Origin of the sequence: Brachybacterium sp. AOP29-B2-41 (genome assembly GCF_052378395.1) — a bacterium.
Classification (GTDB): Bacteria; Actinomycetota; Actinomycetes; order Actinomycetales; family Dermabacteraceae; genus Brachybacterium.
Window position 1 is genome coordinate 193,106 of the sequence record NZ_JBQSXR010000001.1, and the last position, 22,443, is coordinate 215,548.

A 22,443-nucleotide genomic window follows, 5' to 3' on the forward strand; every position below is an offset into this window, starting at 1 on the left:
CGACCATCGACCTTCTGCCGTGGCCACTGCCAGGTGCGGGGTGCATGATGGGTCCATGCGTGAGATTCGTTTCGACCGCTTCGGCGGCCCAGAGGTCCTGACCCTGCACACCGACGCCCCCACCCCTGAGCCCGCGCCCGACGAGGTGCTCGTTCAGGTGCTGTTCGCGGGCCTGAACCCGCTGGACTTCAAGATCCGCGACGGCTCCTCCGGGCGGGCGAAGGATCTGCCGCTGCCGGCGGGCACCGGTCGGGAGATGGTCGGCACCGTGGTCGGGGCCGGCTCCGGGCTCGATCAGGCCGAGCTGGGCTCTCGCGGCCTCACCGAGGGCACGCGGGTGTTCGGGATGCGCGGCCCCGGCGATCACCGCGGGGTGGCCGCCGAGGTGATCGCGATCTCGGCGGATGACCTCGCCCCAGTGCCCGGGGAGATCCCCGAGGAGGACCTGCCGCGCTGGGCGGGGCTGGCGCTGGTGGGACTCACCGCGATCGCCACCCTGCGGGACACCGCCGGGATCGAGGAGGGCGAGACGGTGCTGATCCACGGTGGCAGCGGCGGGGTGGGACAGCTGCTGATCCCGATGGCGCTCGAGGCCGGCGCCTCTGCCGTCTATGCCACCGGACGGTCCGCGAACGTCGAGCGGATCCGTGAGCTCGGCGCGGTGCCCATCCCCTATGACACCGGCGAGTGGGGCTCCGAGCTGCAGCGCCTCACGGAAGGCCGCGGGGTCGACGTCGTGCTCGACACCCACTATCACGCGACTTTCCTGCCCAGCCTCGACCAGCTCGCCCCCGGCGGCCGGATCGTCGCCCTGCCCACGCTCGCGGATCTCACCCCGGCCCTCGAGCGCGGCATCGAGGCACGGATCCCGTCGATCGTGCAGAGCCGGGAGCGGCTGGACCGCCTGGCTCAGGGCATCCGCGCCGGTCGCTACCCGCTCGAGGTCTCCGAGGTGCTGCCCATGAGCCAGATCGACCAGGCGCATGTGCGGCTCGAGGAGGGCCACACCCGCGGGAAGCTGGTGCTGGACATCGGCGCCTGAGCCGCCGGGCACGCGCCGGCTCGCGGCGGTGAGCCCGGACACATGTCCAGCAGGTACCCTTTTCTCATGTCTGTGCCCTCTGCCGATGATGCCGACGCCGCCCTCCGTGCCCTGGAGCCGGTGCTGCATCCCAGCGGGTGGGCGCTGCTGAACTCCCTGCCTCCCTATCGTGAGGACGACGTGCTGCGGCATTCGACGCAGCTGCGCGAGGCGGGCCATTCCCCCGAGCTGGTCTCCGCCGTGCTGACCCAGTCGCGGCTGCGCGCACGCGCTGCGGACAAGTTCGGGGAGTTCGCCTCCTCCATGCTGTTCACTCCGCACGGCCTCGAGCAGGCCACCCGCCTGCCGATCGCGGCGCTCCACGCCAAGCGCTTCCAGCGGGCCGCAGTGGGCAGCGTCGCCGACCTCGGCTGCGGCATCGGCGGTGACTCGATGGCGATGGCGGGGCTGGGGCTCGAGGTGACGGCGGTGGATCGCGATCCCGCGGCGGTCGCCGTGGCCACCGTGAACCTGCGCCCCTTCCCGAACGCGCACGCCCAGCTGGGTGACGTGGCGGAGCACGACCCGACGTCGACCGACGGCATCTGGCTGGATCCGGCCCGCCGAGCCCCCTCCCGCGGCGGCACCCGGCGCCTGCACGACCCCGAGGAGTACGAGCCGCCGCTCTCCGCCGTCCTGGACCTGGCGCGACGGCTCGGCACCGCCGACGAGCTGGGACCGCTCGGCGCGAAGCTCGGCCCTGCCGTCTCCCGGGAGGCGCTGCCGCGCGAGGTGGAGGTGCAGTGGCTGTCCTTCCACGGGCAGGTCCTCGAGGCCGCCGCCTGGTGCGGGCCGCTCGCGCGCGAGGGAGTGCTCTCCTCCGCCCTGCTCATCGATCACGCCGGTGCGCACCGGCTGGACCGTGGCGTCGACTCCGCCGGCGATCCCACGCCGGGCACGGTCGGGGACCACTTCTACGAGCCCGACGGCGCCGTGATCCGGGCCGGACTGATCGGCACTCTCGCCGAGCACCTCGGCGCCCACACGCTGGATGAGACGATCGCCTATCTCACCGGCGACCGCCTGGTGAGCACCCCCTTCGTCCGGGGCTACACAGTGCGTGACGTGATGCCCTTCGGCCTCAAGCGGCTGACCGCCTATCTGCGGGAGCATCGCCTGGGCGTTCTGGAGATCAAGAAGCGCGGCACCGCCGTGGAGCCCGACGAGCTGCGTCGCAAACTGCGCCCGCGCCGCTTCGGCGACGAATCCGCGACCCTGATCCTCACCCGCATCGGCGGGGAGCAGTCCGTGATCGTCGCCTCCCCGCATCCGAGCCCCGCCGCCCAGGGAACCGCGCAGGAGGCCGTCCGATGAGTACCGGGAACGGCGCCAGCAGCAGCACCACCACCACTGCTGACGCTGACGCCGACGCCGACGCCGACGCCGACGCCGGAGCTGACGCTGCCCGCAGCACGGACAGCTCCCCCCGCGTCGATGCCCACCGCCGTCTGGTCGCGGTGCTGCTGCTGGTGGTCTCCCTCGGCGCGATCGGCCTGGTCGCCCTCGGCGCCGCCGCGGACCGGGGCCCCGGCGCGGTGTACACCGGGGAGACCGAGGGCGAGTACAAGTTCGCTCCCGCTCGTGAGGACTACAACGAGCCGGACTGGGCCACCCAGGACCTCCCCACCCAGCCGCCGGATCCCGACGGTCCGAACACCGGGCTGATCATCGCCCTGGTGGTGCTCGGTGTGATCCTCCTCGCCCTCGCCATCTGGGTGGCGTACCGGATGCGGAAGCTCGCCCGGCCTGCGCCTGCGCTGGCCGGATACGCCGATGAGGATGAGCTCACCGCCGAGCAGGCGATGGCCGCGCTCGAGGATGCCCGTGCGCATCTGTCCACCGTGGTCGACGCCCATGACGCGGTGATCGCGGCCTGGCTGGCGCTGGAGCGCGCGATCGCCGAGGCCGGGGTGCGGCGCGCCCCCTCCCAGACCACGCTCGAGTTCGTCGTCGCCGTGCTCGGCGCCCTGGACCTCGACCGTTCGGCGCTGGATCGGCTCGCACATCTGTACCGTCGGGCGCTGTTCGACCCCCAGCCCCTGGTGGAGTCGGACCGCGAGGAGGCACTCGCCCTGCTCGACGGGCTGACCGCGGATCTCGGCGGCGGCACGACGGAGAACGGCCCGGCTGGGAACGGCCCGGCTGGGAACGGCCCGGCTGAGGAGGGCTACGCATGATCCGTTCCTGGCTGCCGCTGCTGGTGAAGCTGGCGATCGCCGTGGTGCTCGCCCTGGTGCTGTACTTCATCTGCACGCTATTCGGGCTGTACCTGCCGCTGCCGATCCTGTTCTCCGTGGGCCTGGCCTGCGGCGCGATCTGGTGGATCATCGACGAGGGCGCTGACCGCGCCGATCAGCTCCATGCCCCCGAACTCGATCTCGACGCCGACTACGCGCTGCCCCATGCCCAGGACACGCGGGTGCGCCGGCTCGAGGATCTCGCCCATGGCGCCCAGCCCAGCCGCCGCATGACCAGCCGCGGCCTCGCCCGCACGCTCGGCGAGATCGCGGAGGAACGTGCCCGCGACCCCGAAGCCCCCGCACTCAGCACGGGCCTGGAGCGGCTGCTCGAGATCGCCCGCCACCCCGATGCCGAGACCCATCCCGTCGGCCCCATCGACCGACGTGCCCTGCACCGCTGCCTGACCGAGCTCGCCTCGCGCGAGGAGAGGGACTGATGACCGACCCCACCCCTGATTCCCCCACTGCTCTCACGCCCCGGGCGATGTCGCCCCAGGAGGCCACCGCTGCCGCCGCCACCGTGCTGGACGCCGTCGAGACCGCCGTGGTCGGCAAGCGCGAGTCCCTCGAACTGGTCCTCACCGGCATCCTCGCCGGCGGGCACGTGCTCCTCGAGGACCTCCCGGGCCTGGGCAAGACCCTCGCCGCGAGGTCGTTCGCGCAGGCGCTCGGGCTGCCCTTCAAGCGTGCCCAGTTCACTCCCGACCTGCTGCCGGCGGATCTCACCGGCGCCGAGGTGTTCGACCAGCGCACCGGCGAGTTCGTGTTCCGTCCGGGCCCGGTGTTCACCGGACTGCTGCTGGCCGACGAGATCAACCGCACCCCGCCGAAGACCCAGTCCGCGCTGCTGGAGGCGATGCAGGAGCGGCAGGTCTCCGTCGAGGGCACCACCCGGAAGCTGCCGAGCCCGTTCCATGTGCTCGCCACCGCGAACCCCATCGAGCATGAGGGCACCTATCCCCTGCCCGAGGCGCAGCTGGACCGTTTCCTGCTGCGACTCTCCTTCGGCTATCCCACCGCCGCACAGGAGTGGGAGGTGGTCTCCCGCCGCATCGATCGCCGCCGCGAGGAGCAGATCGTGCCCGAGGTGCTGGATGCCGCCGGGCTGCTCGGCGTGCAGCAGGCCGTCGAGGATGTCCACGTCGAGGACTCGGTGGGTCATTACGCGGTCGAGCTCACCGCCGCGACCCGCAGCCACCAGCACGCCCTGGTCGGCGCCTCACCGCGAGGCACCCTCGCCCTGATCACCTGTGCCCGCGCGCTCGCGGTGATCCGGGGGCGCTCCTACGTGGTCCCCGAGGACATCAAGGCACTCGCCCATCCCGCCCTGGACCACCGCGTCACCGTCAAGCCCGAGCTGTGGCTCCAGAACGCGACCGGCGCCGGCGTGGTCGACGCGGTCCTCGGGCAGGTGCCGGTCCCCGCAGCGGTCGAACCGGTCCCCCAGGCCTCGGCGTGAGCTCCGGGGACTCACGGCAGATCGAGCTGCGGACCCGGCCGACGGCGGCGCTGGTGCGGGCCGCGATCATCGGCGGTGCCGCCCTCGCACTCGCCCTGGTCATGGGCCGGCCCGACATCATCCTGGTCGGGCTGCCGTTGCTGGTCTGGGCCCTGGTGGCACTGGCTCGACGGACCCTGCGCGGTGAGGAGCGGGCGGTGGTGGATCCGCAGCAGCGGGTGAACCGCCGCAGCATCGAAGAGGGTGGCACCGCAGCCGTCACCGTGCGCACGGACCCTGGGGTGCTCACCGCGGCGACGCTGCCGATGCCGCCCCACGCCGACATCGCCCCGCGCCACGGCTCCCTCGCCGGCGACGGGGAGCTGCAGATGCGGGTCAGCGCGCAGCGCTGGGGAAAGGTCCGGGTGGGCCCGATGCACGTGCTGGTGGCCGACGCACTCGGCGCCTACCGCGCCCAGCGGACCCTCGCCCCTGCCGAGGTGCAGGTGGTCCCCGCCTCCACCGTGCTCGACGCCCCCGTCGAGGTGCCCACCCCGATCGGGGTCAGCGGGGTGCACCTGTCCCGCCGCCGCGGCGATGGCACCGCGCTCTCCGAGGTGCGGACCTTCCGCCCCGGTGACCGCCTGCATCGCATCAACTGGCGCGTCACCAGCCGCACCGGCGAGCTGCACACCAACGCCACCTTCACCGAGCAGGACACCGAGGTCCTGATCGTCACCGACACCATTGCGGATATCGCTCCCGCGCCCTGGTCCGATGCGGAGGCGCCCACCTGCCTGGACATGACCATCCGGGCGACCTCGGCGATCGCCCGTCACTATCTCACCGCCGGGGACCGCGTCTCGGTGTTCGACATCGGTCATCTCATCGGCCCGGTGCCGCCCGGCTCCGGTCCCCGCCAGCTGCGCGTGCTGACCGCCGCCCTGTCACGGGCCAGCCGGGATGCCGGCGCGCTGCGCCCGGCGCGGCGCCTGCGCTCGGTGCGCTCGGGCACCCTCACCGTGGTGTGCACGCCGCTGCTGAGCCGGGACACGATCGCGCAGATCGGAGTGCTGGTCTCGCATGGGGCCGACGTCATCGTGGTCGACACCCTGCCGCCGAGCATCGGCGACACCTCGGTGCTGCACGGGAAGCCGCTGCGTATCGATGGCAAGGTCTCCGACCGGTTCTGGCCCGAAGCCTGGGCGATGCGCCGCCTGCTGCGCGAGAAGACGGTGCGCGAGCTGCGCGAAGCCGGTGTGCCGGTCACGGCCTGGGAAGGTCCGAGCTCTCTCGCCCCCGTGCTGCTGTCACTCTCGGCGGCCCGTACGGCGCCCCGGATGAGGAGGTCCTGATGCGGATGGGACAGGTGGTCGATCCCGTCGCCCAGCGGCTGCTCGAGCTGCAGAAGGTGAGCGCCACGCAGTGGCTGCTGCGCATCACCGGCACCGCCGCGACGGTGTTCGCGCTGCTGATGCTGTTCGGGGTCACGGGGCTGTTCACCCACGTCGGCACCGTCCTGATCACCCTCACGGTCGCGCTGGGGCTCCTGTTCCAGTTCCGCAACCCGGACACCGATCTGGGGCTGCTGGCACCGGCGGGGATCGTGCTGGGAGTCCTCGGCCTGGGCGAGGTCTCGATGCTGCGCACCGCCGGGATCGGGCTCCTGCTGCTGATCGCGCACAGCGCCTTCGCCCTCGCGGCGACGATTCCCGTGCACGGCGTGTTTGCCCGCAGCGCCTGGTTACTCGCCGGCAAGGGGCTGCTCCCGGTGCTCGTCCTGAGCCTGCTGGGCGGGCTGCTGGTGGCAGGGCTCGCAGGGGTGCAGCTCGGTCCCTGGATGATGGTGCTCGGAGTGCTCGCGGCGATCGGACTGTTCATCACGGTGCTGCCCCGCGAGCGGTGAGATCGCAGCGAAAGAGCACTGGGTCACCGCCTCACCTTGAGGCTGCAAAGTCCGGCGGCGCTTCGTCCTCCGTGCGCTGCTGAACGTCCGGCTGGGCCTGAGCGTCCGTCTGGCCCTGAGCGTCCTGAGACTCCTCCGGCGCGTTCGGGAGGATCCTGGCCCGCTCTCCGTCGGGCCCGTCGAGGAGCCGCCTCAGCAGCGGCGAGGTCGAGGTATATCGGTGCCCGGTGGGCGTCTCGATGGTGAGCAGACCTGGTTCCTCATCGGCGGCGGGGTCCAAGGTCGAGGTCCATCCGGGCATCTCCTTGGCCAGGTTGAACCGTTGGCAGTGGCCCACGCCGTTGCCGACGTCGGTGCTGCCCCCATCGGCGTGGCGGTGCGCATGGTCGACGTCATGGATCGCGGCATCGCAGAAGGGCGTGCGGCAGCGCTGGTCCCGCGTGAGGATGAAGCGTCGGACCTCGCCGCGGAAGAGCCGACGGCGGCCGTCCACCTCTGTCAGATCGCCCGTGGGCGAGTTGGTGTAGAGGCGTCTGATCCAGCGCTTCGCCTCGGTCACCTCCCGCGAATCTGTTGCGGCCGTCGCGGGATCCGGTGGGCTGGTCTCGAGCTCTTCCTCAGGAGGACCGGCCGACGGTGCTGCGGGCATGACATTCTTCGGGCCTGCGGAGGCTTCGTTCGGCAGGCCGGCAGGTGAAGTGGTCGACGGCTCTGCGGTCACCTCGGTCGGCGGCGAAGGCACTATCGGCTGTTCGGGCGAACCGGCGAGTGCCGGTCCATCCGACGCGGCCAGCTCGGCAGGGTGCGCGTGAGCGGAGCGTGATTCGGCGTCGTCGACAGGCAGGGCAGGCAGGGCGAGCGCGGCAGGCTCATCTCCGAGCTCAGACGGTGGCGTTTCGTGCACATCCGGCTGGCGCCGGGAGGGCGCTGTGCGGGTGCCGAGGGCGATGTCGCGAGCGACCGGGCCAGGGATCGGAATCCCGCCCATCCAGGCAGTCTCGACGTCCTCGCCGAGCAGCGTCAGATCGGTCATGAGCAGCTGGACCTCCACCGGAACGTCGTCCACGGTCTCCACCCCGGTGGTCCGCTCGACGAGCGTATCGGCCATGATCTGACCCTTCCCCCGAGGATCACCCCCGCTCTTGGCGGCCTTGGCGGCGCGAGTGAGGGCGTCGAAGCTGGCGACGCCGTCCTTCACCGGGAGGACCGCTCGCAGCACCGACATCCCATCCACGGCGGGGCGCAGCGTGACCCGTCGGCCGCTGACCGCTCGCTGGTTCCGAGCCACCGCCGCTCCAGGGTCGAGCTCCATAGCCCGCGCCCGCGTGATGTCGCTCGCGCGGCCTGCGGTGACCTTCGGGAGCCGGGCCTCGAACTCGGCATCGATGGTGGCACGGTCCTCGTCGTCGAGGACCACCACATTGGCCGCCACCATGTGGGCGGCCCACTCGCTGATCTTCCCGGCGCCGAGCAGCGCAGTGGTGCGCGGCATCGAGGTGACGAGTATCCGTCGCAGCGCAAGCTCATCGGAGGCCTGCTTGGGGGCGATCCTGCGCGCGAGACCGATCTGGTCGGCGATGCCACGTCCGAGCTCATCGCGCGGCACCCCGAGGCGCTTCTGCTCCCGGATCTGAGAGTCGTGAAAGACAGTCTCTGCCTGCGCCTGCACGGCGGCGAGGCGGGCCTTGCCGTGCTCCATGGCGGTGATGAGATCGATGAGGGCGTCGTCATGCCCCCTGGGGAGCTGTTCCAGGGACGGTGCAGCGTCGAGAAGGAGCTCGAGGTCAGTGGTCCACTGCATCGCGCTGGCGCTCATGCCTCTGCCCTCCTTCACGCCTGGTCACGGTCCTGGACGACTGTGTCCGGGGCTGTCGTGCTGTTCGAACAAGCGTGCGCTCCGCTCCGTGGCAGCACCAGGTCTGCATCCCGAATGTGGACGAAGGGGTGGTGGGGAGGAAGGGTCACGCCGTGCGTCACGCCCTGGGCGGAACCCAGGTGTTCCACGTCGCTCCAGACCTCCACGGCAGGTCGGCGAGGACTACCGTGAGGGGCATGTGGCAGATGATGGACCTCCTGTACGGGCACAAGAAGGAAATGGTCGCGCGGGAAGACGCCCTCCCCGGCCGCGACCGCTATCCCTACCCGCTCGCGCGCGAGCACCTTGTGCTCGGGACCGACATGCTCGGGCCGGACTCCCCCGTCGATCCGCGTCCCTGGCCCGCGGGCACCGAGGAGATCATCCTCGCCGGCGGCTGCTTCTGGGGCATCGAGCGCATCGCGTGGCAGGTCCCTGGCGTGCACACCACTTCCTCGGGCTATGCCGGCGGATATACGCCGCATCCCACCTATGAAGAGGTCTTCTCCGCCAAGACCGGTCACACCGAGGCTGTGCGCGTCATCTACTCCGGTGGAGAGCCGACGCTGCGCGCCCTGCTCACACAGTTCTGGGAGCAGCACGACCCCACCACCGCCAACCGTCAGGGCAATGACGTCGGCACCGAGTACCGCAGCGCCGTGTACTGGACGTCCACAGCGCAGGGCGAGGTCGTGCGCAGCTCGGCAGAGTGCTATCAGCAGGCGCTTGACGAGGCCGGGCGAGGTGCCATCACCACCGAGCTGTCACCGCTGTCCGAGGCCGGCAACGGCGTGTACTACACGGCGGAGCCCGAGCAGCAGCAGTTCCTGGAGAAGAATCCCGGCGGCTACTGCAACCACGGGTTCAACGGGGTGGCCTGCTCGCTCTGAGCGACTCAGCGGGCCGGGGCCTCCTGGCCGGGCAGCCCGTCGCCGTGGTCCCCGCCCATGAGGTTCCGTCGTGCGCCGATGTCCGGCCCACCCTCGGGCCGTGCCGGAGCCGGGGCGACACCCAGCAGCTGCGCCGCGAAGCCACCCGCCTCGCGCGGCAGCGGAACAGCGCCCGCGCCGGGAGCACCGCCAGGTCCGCAGGCCGACGCCGCCGCTGAGCGGGGTGCCCGCGGTGCACCTCCCTCCTGGGCGAAGCGCGTCATCTGCTCCGTGGTGGGGTAGACGGAGCTGACCACGATGTCCAAGCCCAGCAGCGTCACCGGCAGCGCGGATTCCCCTGCGGACTCCAGCAGCGCACGCACCGGCTCGCACTCCTCGAAGGCCCAGGCGTCCTCGTCCTGCAGGTAGACGGTGATCGGCTGGCCGGCGAGCGCGAGGGCCGCGGCCTCGTCGAGGAAGGCCTCCTGCTGCTCGACGTCGGGCGGCGGGGAGGGCAGGAAGATGTCCAGTGCGGCCTGCTGCGCAGACTCGTCCACAACGTTCATGAGCACCACGGTAGCGCCCTGGACGCCTGGCACACTGTGGCGATGGACTCCTCCGCACCCACCCCTATGCCCAACCCAGCTCCCGGCTCCGTGCTCCTCGGCCACGACACCCTGGTGATGCAGCAGATCACCGGGTTCATGTCCAACGACTTCGACATCCTCGATGCCACCGGCGAGCAGGTGATCGGGCACGTCACGACCTCGGGAAGCGGGGTGTCACGGCTCTTCGCAGGGAGCCGCGCGCTCGATGTCGCCGACGCCGACGGCACACCGCTGCTGCACGTCCAGGATCCGCCGGGCATCGGCTTCGACCGCTTCGAGCTCTCGACCCCCGAGGGCGCTCCGCTCGCCGAGGTGATCAGTCACTTCGCGCTCTTCTCGACGCGCGTGGGGATCTCGGTGGTGGGCGGACCCTCGCTCGAGCTCAAAGGGGACATGCTGGGGATGGACTTCACCGTCGAGGTCGAGGGATTCGTCGCCGCGACGGTCGCCCGGCAGTGGGGCGGGCTCTCCCGTGGCTTCCTCGGCCACAGCCGCTATGTGCTCGCGATGGACCCGACGGCGCCGCCTCAGCTGCGGCTGGCGGTCATCGGCGGCTGCATCGTGCTGGACCTGATCCGGCAGAAGAAGTCGCGCAACAACTGAGCCGCGACTCGTCGAGCGCCTCGGCCAGACGCGACGGGAACAGGCGACGGGATCAGGCGCGAAGAGCGACCCACGAACGCAGCTCGGAGCCGATACCGCACGCAGAGGGCGGCGGCATCGTGCAGCGGTCCCCTCAGCTGCTCTCTCAGCTGCTCTGCGGCTGCTCGCTCTCCTGCTCCAGGGTGATCTCGGAGACCTCCGGCAGTGCGAACTCGGGTGAGGACAGCAGCTCGTGGGCATCTTCGTGGCGCGGTTCGTCGTCCGGGACCATGACGCTGAGCATCCCGAGGCATCCGTCATCGATCTGCAGCTCGAGCTCGTACCGGAAGCCGTCTCGCATGAATGCTGCTCTCAGCGGCCAGACCTGCTGGCGCGGCACCGCGAGGCGCTGCGGGTCCTCGACCTCGAACTGCACATCGCTGCTCGGATAGCCGAGGTCGACGATCCGCGCGCTCGCGAGCTGCTCGCGCAGCGCAGCCGCGCCCGGGAGGTCAGTGGTGTGCTCGGGCGGTGTGAGCAGTGCGGTCAGCAGCGTCTGCACGTCCTCGGGCAGCGGCCGGCTCTCGGACTCGCCGAACGTCTCCTCGAGGGTCCCCCAGCGCTCGGACTGCGAGAACGCACCGGGCGCGACGATCATCGCTGCGGTGCCGACGGCGCCCAGAGTCGCCAGCAGTGCCCGGGGATGCCGCACCCCGGCTCCGCGCAGTCCGTCGACCACCGCCCCGTCCAGCCGCTCGATCAGGTCCATCAGTCCCAGGGTGACGCCCCCGGCGACGATCCCGTCGCGCACGGGATCCAGCAGCGCCTGATCATGACGGGACGAGTCGGCGACCAGGGCGCCGGTGAGCGCAGCCATCCCCACCCGGAAGGCGCCATGGGACCAGGGGCCGAGCCGGCGGTGCTCGACGAGGGAGATCGCGCCGACGGCACTCGCGGCGGCAGCGGCGCAGATCAGCTGCGGAAAAGACGGAGAGGGCATGACCGGATCCTATGCGGTCCCCGCTGACGCCCGCGCATCTTTTCTCCGCAGGGACGAGCGCCGTATACGCTCGTGACGTGGACCGTCCGACCAACCCTCCTGCCTTTCCGGCCGTCTCGGAGCTCATTGCAGGAACGGGCCCGGGTTCCGACCCGGAGCGTGTGCCCGACGCGACCGGCGCGGCTGGCGGGCGTTCCCGACGGCTGGTCCCCCCGCTGCTGGCCCTGGCCGCGACCCTCGCCTACGGGATGCTGGGCTCTCAGCAGTTCCACCACCTGGTAGCCCGCTCGTGGGACCTGGGGATCTTCACCCAGCTCACGCGCGCCTACGGGGAGCTGCGTGCCCCGATCGTCCCCATCAAGGGCGACGACGTGAACCTGCTGGGCGATCACTTCCACCCGTTGCTGGTGCTGCTGGCCCCGGTGTGGTGGGCCTGGCCCTCCGGGGAGGCGCTGCTGTGGACGCAGGCGTTGCTGTTCGGCCTCTCCGCGATCCCGCTGACCCGCCTCGCGATCGACCGCCTGGGGCCGGGGCTCGGCTCCCTCGCCGGCGGCGGGTACGTCTTCTCCTTCGGGCTGCAGTCCGCGGCCTCCGTCCAGTTCCACGAGATCGCCTTCGCGGTGCCGCTGCTGGCGCTGTCCCTGACGGCGCTGCTGCGCGGCAGAGTGCTCGGCGCAGTGCTCTGGGCAGCACCGCTGGTGCTGGTCAAGGAGGATTTGGGGCTCACAGTCGCCCTGCTCGGGGTGCTGATCGCGCTGCAATACCGCGGGCACCGCCGTCACCGCCGTGCGGGATGGGCGCTGGCCGGCTGGGGCGCGGGATGGTTCGTGCTGTCGACCTTCGTGATCCTGCCGCTGCTGAACACCGCCGGGCAGTACGACTACACCGACAACCTGGGCTCCCCGCTGGAGGTGTTCTGGCCGCCGGTGAAGTGGCTGACGGTGCTGATGCTGCTGCTGGTCGCGGGTCTGATCGGTGGTCGCTCACCGCTGATCGCGCTGATGCTGCCCACGCTCGCCTGGCGCTTCACCGGGACCGTGGAGTTCTACTGGGATTGGTACTGGCACTACAACGCGGTGCTGATGCCGATCGCGTTGGCCGCGATGCTGGACGCCCTCGGAGACCGTCGCACCGGACTCGCGACCGCCTGGTGGCGGCGGGATGCGCCGCTCCCGGTGCGTCGGATCCGTGTCACCGCGGTCGCAGCCTCCGTGGCGGTCACGTTGCTGCTCGGTACGGCGATGCCGGTGCTCGACGTGCTGCGGCCCCAGCAGTGGGAGCCGACCTGGCGGGCGGAGCCCGCGGCGGCGGCGCTCGAGGCGGTGCCCGACGGCTCCGTGCTCGCCGTGGACATCACGCTGATGGCGCAGGCGGTCCCGGATCATGACGTGCAGTGGCTGCACGGGCCCAACAGGCGGGTGCCGGACTGCGTGCTCAGCGACCGCTACGCCTTCTCCTGGGGCGATGGCCCTCCGCAGGATCTACAGATCTGGGCTCTGCAGCAGTGGGGCGTGGACTACCGGATGGAGTTCGAGGACGGCGGCTTCACCGTCGTGTGCCGGCCGTAACGCCCTGCTGGTTCGATCCCTGCTCGTCGCCGTCGCCGCGAGAGCCGCTGCGTCCGTCGGCGGCGCCGGTGCCGTCAGAACCGTCACCTCCTTCGGGGCCCCCGCCGCCGGAGGCTGGATCTTCAGGAGTAGTTGTGGGTTCCTCGCTCGGCGCAGGCGACGTCGGAGCGTTCTCTGTGGGGTCCGGCGTGGGGTCCGACGGAGTGGTCGGGGCCGGGTCTGGAGTCTGAGTCGTCGGAGGCGTCGGGGTCGGTCGCGTCGTGGGCGCCTTCTCCGTGGCCGGCGGCGAGGTCTTGCTGCCGTTGCCGGAGCCACCGTTGCCGCCGTTGCCGCGGGAACCTCCCTCGGAAGAGCCGCCGCCCTGGGAACTGCCACCCCGGGAGTCACTGCCGGAGGAGTCGCTGCCGCGACCGTCCTCGGTCTCGCGCCCGGAGTCCTCCTCGGCAGGCTCGGTGGGTGCCGGCTGCGTCTCCTCGGCAGGGGTGCTCTCGGTCTCCGTCGGCGTGACCACGTCGGCCGGTTCGGTCTCCACCGGGGCGATCGTCGTGCCGGTCGGGGTCGGGGCGCCGCCGCCGTCCGAGGGTTCCGGAGTCGCGGACTCCGTCTCGGCAGGGAGCTCGACGGGGCTCTCCCCGGAATCACCGGCGAGGGCGGAGAGCGGTCCCATCCCGGCAGCGCCGAAACCGGTCACCGTGCCGACCCCGACGATGCTGGCGATCGCCAGGGCGCGCAGCAGGCCCTGATGGGTCGTCAGCGCTGCGCTGCTGCGAATTCCGGTGGCGCGTCGCCTGCTCGACCCAGACCCCATCGATGCTCTCCCTGACTGTGCCGTCCTGTGTTCGGCTCAGGATACTGGCGCATACCCTCCCCCGAACTGCGAAGGGGCAGGTCTCACACCGGATCTGCCCGCTCGTGCGGCGAGCGCCGACCGCGATGGGGCCGGGGATCGGAGCGGGCACGTTCCCGCAACAGCCGCGCACGTTCCGCGCGCGCCGACTCCAGGCGCAGCCGCCACGGGGAATAGCGCTCTGCGGCGAGCGCGATCTGCAACCCCCGAGAGAGTGCCAGATCGGGGGTGGAGACCGGAAGCCCCGCCAGCTCAGCGGCACGCTCCGGCAGATGCGCGGCGGTCCCGCAGGCACTCCAGCGTGCAGCGACCTGCAGGATCCGGCTGCGGGTATCGAGGATCGAGTGCCGGGCACCGGGGATCTCGAGCAGCTGGGCACCGGGGATGCGGTCCGCCAGCTCGCGGGCGATGCGCGGGGGCGAGACCAGGTCCTGGGAGCCGGTGAGCACGAGCGTCGGCGCGGTGATCGCCGGAGCCAGCTCATGCAGGTTCAGCTGCTCCCCGGTGAAAGGCGGCACCGCCCGTGCCTGTTCCGCCTCCAGCACCAGCGGATCCAGCGGGCCGCCGTCGGCATGGTGTCCGCCGCCGAGCTCGGTATGCAGGATCCGGGCTGTCAGATCGTGCTCGATCACGTACGGGGTGGACTGCAGCCATGCCTGGTTCAGCACCTGGCGGACGCTGGTCCAGGTCAGATGCCCGCGCCCCACAGCCAGCAGATCCACCAGATCACGCACCGCCTCCGGCCCGCCATGCTCGTGGACGGCGAGCACCACCGGCCCCGCCCGGCAGGCGTCGACCGTGCCGTCCTGTGCGAGTCGCCGCAGCGTGCGGGCGGTGGTGGCGGTGGACGGCTCGGAGCCTTCCCAGTACAGGCCGCGCAGCGCCTCCTGCGCGATCGCCTCATCCCCCGCACTGGTCAGCGGGGAGTCCAGCACCAGCGAGTGCACCCGCTCGGGGTGGAAGATCGCGAGCATCTGCGCGAGATAGGCGCCGTAGCCGCTGCCCACCACGGCCGCCTGCGGGACTCGGGCATGGTCGAGCACCGCCACCAGGTCGCCGACCACTTCGCGCAGAGCCATCGCATGGGGCGGGAGGTCCTCGCCCTCCGCGTCGAGCCGCGACAGGCCCACCCCGCGGTGCTCCATCATCAGCACGTCCAGGCCCCGCCCTGCGAGGCTGCGGCGCAGCACGTCATAGGGCAGCACCGAGGCCCGCGCGGGACCGTCGGGGATCAGCAGCACAGGCACCTGCGGCGCGGCAGTGTTGCGCGGGGCAGGCCCCGCGAGGGGCCGAGCGCCCGCTGCGCCGGATTCGGCCGATGCCCGGACCGCATGTGCGCGGCGCGGGACCGTGCGGGCGTAGCGCAGCGGGAACAGCCGCGGGTCCTCGGCGGAGAACTCGCGGTAGACCGTCATCAGGTCGTTGCGCAGCTGGAGCAGATCGTCCTGTGCGGCGCGGTCGAAGAACTCCGAGGGTCGAGAACGGGTGGAGCGGAGTCCGGGCAGAGCGATCACTCGCCGATCCTCCCATCGAGCAGCTCCACCAGGATGTCCAGCTGTCCGGCATGTCGCGCGGTCTCCTCGACCATATGGGCCAGCACCCAGCGCACGGTGCGCACCTCGCCGCCGCCACGCAGCTCCTCTTCCGGCTCGCGGCCGACCAGCTGGTCCCGTGACTGCGCGGTGGCGCTGCGGTAGTCCTCGCGCGCCTCCGTGAGCGAGGCCCCCACCGGGAGCGCCCACTGGCCGCCGGGGTCACGACCGTCTGACCAGCGGTAGCCGACGTCTTCGAGCGGAACCCCGCCGAGCACCTCCCGGAACCAGTAGCGCTCGATATCGGCCAGATGTCGCAGCATCCCGGTCACCGTGGTCTCCGAGCCGACCAGTCGTCGGGCGGCCTGCTCATCGTTCAGCCGTTCGGTCTTCCAGAGCATGGTGGCGCGCAGGAAGTCGAGGAACCCCTCGAGGGTCTCCCGCTCTCCGCTCAGCAGCGGCGGCTCGGGTCGCTGCTCGCCGGGTTCGTCGGCGATCTCCTGCGCCTGCGCTTCTTCTGCGGCGACGGCGTCCCGCTGCTCCGCAGCGAGCCGGTCCACGAGGTCGTCGAGCCCTTCGACCTGGTCTGCAGGGCCGGGATTCGCGGGGCCGGGGTTCGCAGGTCGGGCGTCCTCAGGATCTGATCCCGCAGGATCAGCGCCGGGCCCGTGCGGAGTTGAGGCGGGGACGTTCACGAACGATCTCCGATGGTGTTCCACAGGAAGGTGTACAGCAGCGCGTTCATCCGTGCGGCCTGCTCATTGTTGGCCGCTCCCCCGTGGCCGCCCTCGATGTTCTCCCAGTAGCGCACGTCGGCTCCCAGGGATTCCATGGCGGCGGCGAACTTCCGGGCGTGTCCGGGGTGGACGCGATCATCCCGCGTGGAGGTGAGCACGAACGTCGGCGGATACTGGGCGCCCTTGCCCTCCTGCAGCAGGTGGTAGGGGCTGAACGTGCGGATGTACTCCCAGTCCTCGGTGTCGGGATCCCCGTACTCGGCCATCCAGGAGGCGCCCGCCAGCAGGTGGCTGTACCGCTTCATGTCCAGCAGCGGGACCTGGATGATCACCGCGCCGAACAGCTCCGGGTACAGGGTGACCATGTTCCCGGTGAGCAGCCCGCCGTTGGAGCCGCCGCGCACCGCGAGGTGGGCGCGGTCGGTGACGCCGCGCTCGATCAGGTCCTTCGCCACCGAGGAGAAGTCCTCATAGGCACGGTGTCGGTTCTCCTTGAGCGCGGCCTGGTGCCAGCGGGGGCCGTACTCTCCGCCGCCACGGATGTTGGCCAGCACGTAGGTGCCGCCGCGCTCGAGCCAGGTCTTACCGATCGCCCCGAGATAGGAGGGCGTCAAGGAGATCTCGAAACCGCCGTAGCCGTAGAGCAGGGTGGGTCGGGGCTCGTCGGAGCCCTCGGCGTCCGTCTCCCCGATCCGGGTGATCTCGAAGTACGGGATGCGGGTGCCATCGTCGCTGGTCGCGAAGTGCTGGCTGACGTCCAGGCCCTCCGACTCGAAGCGGGCCGGGGCGGACTTGATGACCGCGAGCTCGCCCGGCTCGCCGCCGCCCGCGACGTCGGCGAGGTCCCCGAGCTGGAGGGTGGTGGGCTCGATGAAGTCGGTGACCGTCACCCAGACCTCGTCGCTGACGTCGGCGTCCACCGCGGAGACCCCGATGGAGCCGCGCAGCTCCGGGTAGAGGTCCTGACGCACCCAGGCGCCGTGCTCGTCGCGGGTGTGCACCTCGAGCCGGTGCACGACGTCGTCGAGGATCGACAGCACCACGGTGGTGCGGGTGATGGTCATGTCCGCGAGCGAAGTGGTCTCGGTGGGCTCGAACAGCATCTGCAGCTCGGGCTCGCCCGCCTGGAAGGCCGCGAAGTCGCCGACCACCAGGGAGCCGGCCGGGTACACCGACTCACCGATCTCCCAGTCGCTGCGGGGACTGAAGATGCCCAGATCCCGGTGCGCGCTGGCCTCGAGGTCTGCGGGGACCTCGACCGTGGTCAGCGCCGGTGGCTGCTGCGAGCGGTCGACCACGTGGATCGTGTTGTTGTAGAAGGCGTGCGCCTCGATCACCCAGTCCCGCTCCCAGCCGGGGGTCGAGTCATGGGCGGCGAAGATCGCCATATCGGTCTCGGCGACCTCGTGCACCAGCTCGGCCCCATCCAGCGGGGTGCCTCGGCGCCAGATCCGGGCCTGGCGTGCATAGCCGGAGCTGGTCATGGTGCCCTCGCCGAAGTCGGTCGAGACCCAGACGGTGTCGGCGTCGATCCAGCTCAGCGATCCCTTCGCCTCGGGGCGCTCGAAGCCGCCCTCGGCAGCGGTGACGAAGGAGAGGGTCTCGAGATCGAATTCGCGGGTGACATCCGCATCCGAGCCGCCGTGGGAGAGATCGACCAGGGCGTGCCGGTAGGGCTCCCCCTCCTGCGGGCGCAGCAGGCTCGCGCCGTGCCACACCCAGTCCTCCCCCTCGGCCTCGTTGAGCGCATCGACGTCCAGCAGCACCTCCCATTCGGGATCCTCGGTGCGGTAGGAGTCCAGCGTGGTGCGCCGCCAGAGCCCGCGCTCATGCTCGGCATCGGTCCAGAAGTTATAGAGGAAGTCCCCGCGCTTGGTGACGCCCGGGATGCGGTCCTTGGCATCGAGGATCTCTCGGATCTCCTCCTGCAGCGTCGCGGCCAGCGGGGCGCCCGAGGGATCATCGGGATCGCCGACGCCGTCCAGCTCCGACTCCGCTGCTGCGTTGCGCTCGCGCACCCACGCCAGCGCCTCGTCACCGGTGACCTCCTCGAGCCACTGGTGGGGATCCGCGCTGCCATCGGGGGCGGGCAGCTGGGGACCCGGGGCGGGGCGAGCGGCAGAGTCCGTCATCAGGTCGGGGTCGGTCATCGCGGCGGGGTCGGTCATCGGTTCTCCTGGTCGAAGTCGGCGGGATCAGTGATGTCGGTGACGTCAGTTGACGTCAGTTGACGTCGGTGACGTCGGTGAAGTCGGTGAGTGTGGTCTTCCAGGTGGTCTTCCAGACCTCCCGGGCATCAGCGGTCTCGAGGCCCTTGTGCTCGATACCGAGGGTGCTGCGCTCCTCGTCCTTGGCGGTGATGTTCACGGAGAGCCGGCTTCCGTCGCTCACGGCAGCACGCCAATAGCGCCACTTCGGGGTATCGCTGAGGCTGGGCTGCTCGAGCCCCAGCTCCTCGCGACGCGCAGCCGACATGAAGGCATCCCACCGCGAGCGCACGGCATCGGGATCTCCGGGAAGGGTGCGGGAGGCGGACGCGGCGAAATCGCCCGCGCAGCCCTGGCCCACCACACGACGGCCGATGATCTGTTCATAGGCGACGGTCACGCCCTGTGCCCACCACTCGCTGATCTCCCACCGCTGCGGCAGCAGGCGGGCAATCGCTGTGTGGTCGAGTTCGCGGCCTCCGGCGTCGTCGATCCGCTGCACCCAGGCCGCCAGCGACGTCCCGGTGCCGGACTCGATCCGCGGGGCATGGGGATGCTCCTGCGGCGGGGTCTCGGTGCTCATGGGGCCACCTTACGGGGGCGCAGGTGGCTCCGCTCACGTCCCGCTGGCATCGGTGCCGCTCATGGAACACTGACGCCATGCGTCGTCGTCACCTCCTGGCTCTCACCCCCGCGGCGGCCCTCGCCGCCTGCACTGCCGAGGGACCCGACCAGGACCCGGGAGCCGACGGGCCCGGCGGCTCCAGCGACGGAGGCGGCGCCGAGGGACCGCCATCGCAGACGGCCAGCACAGCGGCGACCAGCACAGCCCCCGCCACCACGGAGCCCCCCACCGTTGCTGAGCTGCTGCTGGAGACGCTCTCCCCTCGCGAGCTCGCCGGGCAGCTGGTGCTGGTGGGGATCCCTGCCGGCTCCGAGATCCCCGAGCAGGTGCTGACCGAGCATCACGCGGGCGGGATCTTCCTGCTCCAGGTCTGGGAGAGCGCCGAGGCCGTGGACCGCACGGTCACCGCCGCGCGCGAGCTCTCCCGTCCCGATCTCCCGGCGCTGATCGCCGTCGACCAGGAAGGCGGGCAGGTCAGGATGCTGCGTGGCGATGCCGCCCGGAAGACCCCGTCGGCCGAGAAGCTCGGCGCGCAGGGAATCGACGCCGTGACAGAGGCGTACACGAGCATCGGTGAGGATCTCGCCGCCCGCGGCATCCAGGTCGCGCTCGCGCCGGTCGCTGACGTGGTGGATCCCGCCCTGGGCGATGTCAACGAGCCCGTCGGCGGGCTGGACCGAGGCTTCGGCACCGAGCCGAACGCGGTGGGCGCGTGCGTGGCGGCCGCGACCACAGCTCTTGCCGCCCAGGGCATCGCCGCGACCCTCAAGCACTTCCCGGGCCTGGGACGCGTGGAGCAGAACACGGATTTCTCCGCCGAGGGGATCGAGGACGAGGTCACCGGGCCCGAGGATCCGTTCCTGGAGTCCTTCCGCGCCGGGATCGAGGCCGGCGCGCAGCTGGTGATGATGTCCTCGGCGATCTATCCGCAGCTCGAGGCCGGAGTCCCGGCGATGTTCTCCGCCGCGGCGATCCAGGATCTGCTGCGCGACGGACTCGGGTTCGAGGGGCTGGTGGTGACCGACGACATCGGCGCGGCGAAGGCCGTCGCCTCCGTCCCCGTCGCCGAGCGCGCCACCCGCCTGCTGGAGGCGGGAGGCGACGCCGTGCTGACGGCCGATGCCTCGCTCACCGGAGAGCTGGTCGATGCGATCGAAGGCTGGGCCGCGCAGAGCCCGGAGCAGGAGCAGCGGGTGCGGGAGTCCGCGGGCCGGATGCTCGCGCTCAAGGAGCAGCTGGGGCTGCTCCAGGGATAGCCCGCCCCCGCGAGTTCCTCCTCCGCGCCGGGAGGTCAGTCCCTGTCGAGGGTGATGAGGTGGTTCACCGGGCTGAAGCCTCCCTCATGGCGGGAGATCTGCCAGCCCTGGGCGTTCTCCGTCGCGCTCGCGACGAACTCGCGGGCGGAGGCGACGATGGTCACCATGTCATCATCGGTGCCCGCTTCGCCGATCTCCCCCAGCTCCCCCGCCCGGTCGAACTCTGCGATCCGGGCGAGCTGCGCCGCGATCGCGGCGGACAAGGTCGATCCGGCACCGCGGACTCGCCGGTCCGGCAGCCGCCGGGCCCGCAGCAGATCGGTGCCGCCCTGATGAACCAGCACGTCCACCACATCCTCGCCCTCCAGCCGGCCCCCGGTGATCAGCACCGCGCCCGGCCCCAGCGCCTGCAGCGCGAGCGCCTGCTCGCGGATCTCGTCGATCGAGGTCGCCAGCGGACGGCCCAGCAGCTGGGCGGCCTCGGCCATGTTCGGGGTGAGCACATCCGCCAGCGGCAGCAGCTCCGTCGCGAGCGCGCTCGCCCCCTCCGCGGAGATCAGCGCGGTGCCGTCGGCGCTGACCATCACCGGGTCCAGCACGATCCGTCCCAGCCTTCCGCGATGGGCGCGGAGCGCGGCGGCCACCGCCTGGACCGCTGCGGCGCTGCCCAGAGCACCGATCTTGGTGGCGTCGAGCCGGAGGTCGCCCGCGACCGCGTCGATCTGGCGGCGCACCACGTCGCCGGGCAGCGGATGGGTGCTCTGCACGCCGTTGGTCGTGACGACGGTGATCATGCTGACCGCGCTCGCCCCGTAGGTGCCCAGCGCCGTGAAAGTCTTGAGATCCGCCTGGATGCCGGCGGCACCGTGGGTCTCCGAGTCGGCGATGGTCAGGACGAGGGGCGGGCGCATGCGGACTCCATCTCTCGGGGAACCCGGCTCCGGAGGGGCACGGGACGGGCGAGCCCCGGGCTGCGGGCCTGTCCGTGAGCGGAGAGTACCAATCACGGCTGGCATCTCTATCCTGGGAGCGATCCCGCGGGGCCCCGCGTGCGAGAATCACCCGGGGCGGGCACGCCGAAGGCGCCCGCGGGGAACGCGAACGGAACTCCGCACAGCGGCGATGGGGAGACAGCGGAGGTGGGGATGGGCACGGAGTCAGGCGGCGAGCAGCAGCCGGAGGAGTCCTCGCTGCCCGATTTCTCCGCGCAGTCCTCGGACGGGCTGCCCGATTTCGATTCCTCGCAGGGACCGGTGACCCTCGGCGCGCCGTGCGATCGTGCCCTGCGCCGCAGCCGCACCACGATGCTGGCCGTCATCGGCTCCGCGGTGGTGGTGCTCGCAGTGGTCGCGCTGGTCCTCTCGCAGACCGTCTTCCGCTCGGTGCTGGCGGACCCCGACCCCACCGCCTATCAGACCGGCGAACGCTCGGCCAAGGGGCAGTCGGAGTACGTGCCGGATCCCCAGGACCCGGACATCGCCCCGCCCCCGCCGATCTTCACCCAGGCGCCGACCACCGAGTGCACGGTGCCGCTGAACGCCGATTCCCCGCCCGCCGAACCCGGGAAGGTGCGCGGCGGCGGGCTGGAGTACACGAATCCTCCGGGCTGGGGAGACGGCTGGGTGGTCAGCTCGCTGCCCTATCTCACCGAGGTCGGTGCCGATTCCCGCCAGGTGGAGGGCGGCTGGTTCAGCGTGCTGAACCTCGGCCGGGTCTCCTTCCCCGAGGACGAGGGCGGATATCCCGGCCTCGAGCCCGCTGCGGTCGCGATCTTCCAGTGCTACGCCACCACCTCGGGGGTGCTCTCCCACTTCGGTGAGCATCCCGAGGTCACCGACTACCGCTCCGAAGTCATGAGCGTGGACGGCACCGCCGCGTGGATCGTCCAGGCGACCTACCACTTCGAGGATCCCAGCGTGCTCGAGTCCTCGAGCGCCTCGGTCGTCACCTCGATCGTCGTGGAGACCCCGAACGGCCCCAGCGCCCTGACCGGCGATGTCGCCGCCGATCAGCCTGAACACGCCCAGAACCTCGAGGACATCATCGCGAGCCTCGCCGTCGTCGAATGATGACCCGTCCCGAACACCGCACG

The 22,443-nt window shown here is 71.3% G+C and carries 21 protein-coding genes; 12 read left to right on the forward strand and 9 right to left on the reverse strand.

Annotated elements, in window-relative coordinates; all coding sequences use genetic code 11:
* Positions 1 to 55 precede the first annotated feature (55 nt).
* The 7 genes from ACT3T9_RS00925 to ACT3T9_RS00955 all read left to right on the forward strand — a co-directional run bounded on the left by ACT3T9_RS00925 (position 56) and on the right by ACT3T9_RS00955 (position 6,665).
* Complete coding sequence (locus tag ACT3T9_RS00925; RefSeq protein ID WP_444605762.1) at positions 56 to 1,042, forward strand: NADP-dependent oxidoreductase; 987 nt, start codon at positions 56 to 58, stop codon at positions 1,040 to 1,042.
* A gap of 66 nt (positions 1,043 to 1,108) precedes the next feature.
* Positions 1,109 to 2,395, forward strand: a complete 1,287-nt coding sequence (locus ACT3T9_RS00930) for a THUMP-like domain-containing protein (protein ID WP_444605763.1) — start codon at positions 1,109 to 1,111, stop codon at positions 2,393 to 2,395.
* Positions 2,392 to 3,258, forward strand: coding sequence for a DUF4129 domain-containing protein (locus tag ACT3T9_RS00935; protein ID WP_444605764.1), 867 nt, complete (start codon positions 2,392 to 2,394; stop codon positions 3,256 to 3,258). The genes ACT3T9_RS00930 and ACT3T9_RS00935 overlap by 4 nt, the downstream gene beginning before the upstream one ends.
* Positions 3,255 to 3,758, forward strand: coding sequence for a hypothetical protein (locus ACT3T9_RS00940; RefSeq protein ID WP_444605765.1), 504 nt, complete (start codon positions 3,255 to 3,257; stop codon positions 3,756 to 3,758). The genes ACT3T9_RS00935 and ACT3T9_RS00940 overlap by 4 nt, the downstream gene beginning before the upstream one ends.
* Positions 3,758 to 4,780, forward strand: a complete 1,023-nt coding sequence (locus ACT3T9_RS00945) for an AAA family ATPase (protein WP_444605766.1) — start codon at positions 3,758 to 3,760, stop codon at positions 4,778 to 4,780. The genes ACT3T9_RS00940 and ACT3T9_RS00945 overlap by 1 nt, the downstream gene beginning before the upstream one ends.
* Complete coding sequence (locus tag ACT3T9_RS00950) at positions 4,777 to 6,114, forward strand: DUF58 domain-containing protein (RefSeq protein ID WP_444605767.1); 1,338 nt, start codon at positions 4,777 to 4,779, stop codon at positions 6,112 to 6,114. The genes ACT3T9_RS00945 and ACT3T9_RS00950 overlap by 4 nt, the downstream gene beginning before the upstream one ends.
* Positions 6,114 to 6,665, forward strand: coding sequence for a hypothetical protein (locus ACT3T9_RS00955; protein WP_441443389.1), 552 nt, complete (start codon positions 6,114 to 6,116; stop codon positions 6,663 to 6,665). The genes ACT3T9_RS00950 and ACT3T9_RS00955 overlap by 1 nt, the downstream gene beginning before the upstream one ends.
* Positions 6,666 to 6,696: 31 nt before the next feature.
* On the opposite strand, the gene ACT3T9_RS00960 is transcribed toward ACT3T9_RS00955, so the two are convergent.
* A complete protein-coding gene (locus ACT3T9_RS00960) occupies positions 6,697 to 8,481 on the reverse strand; it encodes a hypothetical protein (RefSeq protein WP_444605768.1) in 1,785 nt (594 codons plus the stop codon).
* 236 nt (positions 8,482 to 8,717) lie between these two features.
* Here ACT3T9_RS00960 and msrA point away from each other — a divergent pair, with 236 nt between their 5' ends.
* Complete coding sequence (gene msrA, locus ACT3T9_RS00965; protein WP_444605769.1) at positions 8,718 to 9,410, forward strand: peptide-methionine (S)-S-oxide reductase MsrA; 693 nt, start codon at positions 8,718 to 8,720, stop codon at positions 9,408 to 9,410.
* Between the two features lie 5 nt (positions 9,411 to 9,415).
* Here the strand turns inward: msrA and ACT3T9_RS00970 are convergent, their stop codons facing one another.
* The gene (locus tag ACT3T9_RS00970) at positions 9,416 to 9,955 is read right to left on the reverse strand and encodes an arsenic metallochaperone ArsD family protein (protein WP_441443392.1); all 540 of its coding nucleotides are present in this window, start codon (positions 9,953 to 9,955) and stop codon (positions 9,416 to 9,418) included.
* A gap of 42 nt (positions 9,956 to 9,997) precedes the next feature.
* On the opposite strand from ACT3T9_RS00970, the gene ACT3T9_RS00975 reads away from it, so the two are divergent.
* A complete protein-coding gene (locus ACT3T9_RS00975) occupies positions 9,998 to 10,600 on the forward strand; it encodes an LURP-one-related/scramblase family protein (RefSeq protein WP_441443393.1) in 603 nt (200 codons plus the stop codon).
* A gap of 145 nt (positions 10,601 to 10,745) precedes the next feature.
* Here ACT3T9_RS00975 and ACT3T9_RS00980 read toward each other — a convergent pair whose 3' ends face one another.
* Positions 10,746 to 11,579 (reverse strand): hypothetical protein, encoded by an 834-nt coding sequence (locus tag ACT3T9_RS00980; protein ID WP_444605770.1) that lies wholly within the window; start codon positions 11,577 to 11,579, stop codon positions 10,746 to 10,748.
* Between the two features lie 161 nt (positions 11,580 to 11,740).
* Between ACT3T9_RS00980 and ACT3T9_RS00985 the strand changes: the two genes are divergently transcribed.
* Positions 11,741 to 13,147, forward strand: a complete 1,407-nt coding sequence (locus tag ACT3T9_RS00985) for a DUF2079 domain-containing protein (RefSeq protein ID WP_444605771.1) — start codon at positions 11,741 to 11,743, stop codon at positions 13,145 to 13,147.
* On the opposite strand, the gene ACT3T9_RS00990 is transcribed toward ACT3T9_RS00985, so the two are convergent.
* The 5 genes from ACT3T9_RS00990 to ACT3T9_RS01010 form a co-directional block, all read right to left on the reverse strand.
* Positions 13,125 to 13,955 (reverse strand): hypothetical protein, encoded by an 831-nt coding sequence (locus ACT3T9_RS00990; RefSeq protein ID WP_444605772.1) that lies wholly within the window; start codon positions 13,953 to 13,955, stop codon positions 13,125 to 13,127. The genes ACT3T9_RS00985 and ACT3T9_RS00990 overlap by 23 nt on opposite strands.
* An 83-nt stretch (positions 13,956 to 14,038) precedes the next feature.
* Positions 14,039 to 15,508, reverse strand: a complete 1,470-nt coding sequence (locus tag ACT3T9_RS00995) for an alpha/beta fold hydrolase (protein WP_444605773.1) — start codon at positions 15,506 to 15,508, stop codon at positions 14,039 to 14,041.
* Positions 15,505 to 16,221, reverse strand: coding sequence for a DinB family protein (locus ACT3T9_RS01000; protein ID WP_441443406.1), 717 nt, complete (start codon positions 16,219 to 16,221; stop codon positions 15,505 to 15,507). Before ACT3T9_RS01000 ends, ACT3T9_RS00995 begins: the two co-directional genes overlap by 4 nt.
* A complete protein-coding gene (locus tag ACT3T9_RS01005; RefSeq protein WP_444605774.1) occupies positions 16,218 to 18,431 on the reverse strand; it encodes a prolyl oligopeptidase family serine peptidase in 2,214 nt (737 codons plus the stop codon). Before ACT3T9_RS01005 ends, ACT3T9_RS01000 begins: the two co-directional genes overlap by 4 nt.
* A 55-nt stretch (positions 18,432 to 18,486) precedes the next feature.
* Complete coding sequence (locus tag ACT3T9_RS01010; RefSeq protein ID WP_444605775.1) at positions 18,487 to 19,053, reverse strand: hypothetical protein; 567 nt, start codon at positions 19,051 to 19,053, stop codon at positions 18,487 to 18,489.
* A 77-nt stretch (positions 19,054 to 19,130) separates the two neighbouring features.
* Between ACT3T9_RS01010 and ACT3T9_RS01015 the strand changes: the two genes are divergently transcribed.
* On the forward strand, positions 19,131 to 20,351 hold the full coding sequence (locus ACT3T9_RS01015) for a glycoside hydrolase family 3 N-terminal domain-containing protein (protein ID WP_444605776.1): 1,221 nt from the start codon (positions 19,131 to 19,133) through the stop codon (positions 20,349 to 20,351).
* 35 nt (positions 20,352 to 20,386) lie between these two features.
* On the opposite strand, the gene thiD is transcribed toward ACT3T9_RS01015, so the two are convergent.
* The gene (thiD, locus tag ACT3T9_RS01020; protein WP_444600777.1) at positions 20,387 to 21,262 is read right to left on the reverse strand and encodes a bifunctional hydroxymethylpyrimidine kinase/phosphomethylpyrimidine kinase; all 876 of its coding nucleotides are present in this window, start codon (positions 21,260 to 21,262) and stop codon (positions 20,387 to 20,389) included.
* A 234-nt stretch (positions 21,263 to 21,496) separates the two neighbouring features.
* On the opposite strand from thiD, the gene ACT3T9_RS01025 reads away from it, so the two are divergent.
* Positions 21,497 to 22,420: a hypothetical protein gene (locus tag ACT3T9_RS01025; protein WP_444605777.1), complete on the forward strand. Its 924-nt coding sequence runs from the start codon at positions 21,497 to 21,499 to the stop codon at positions 22,418 to 22,420.
* Positions 22,421 to 22,443 lie beyond the last annotated feature (23 nt).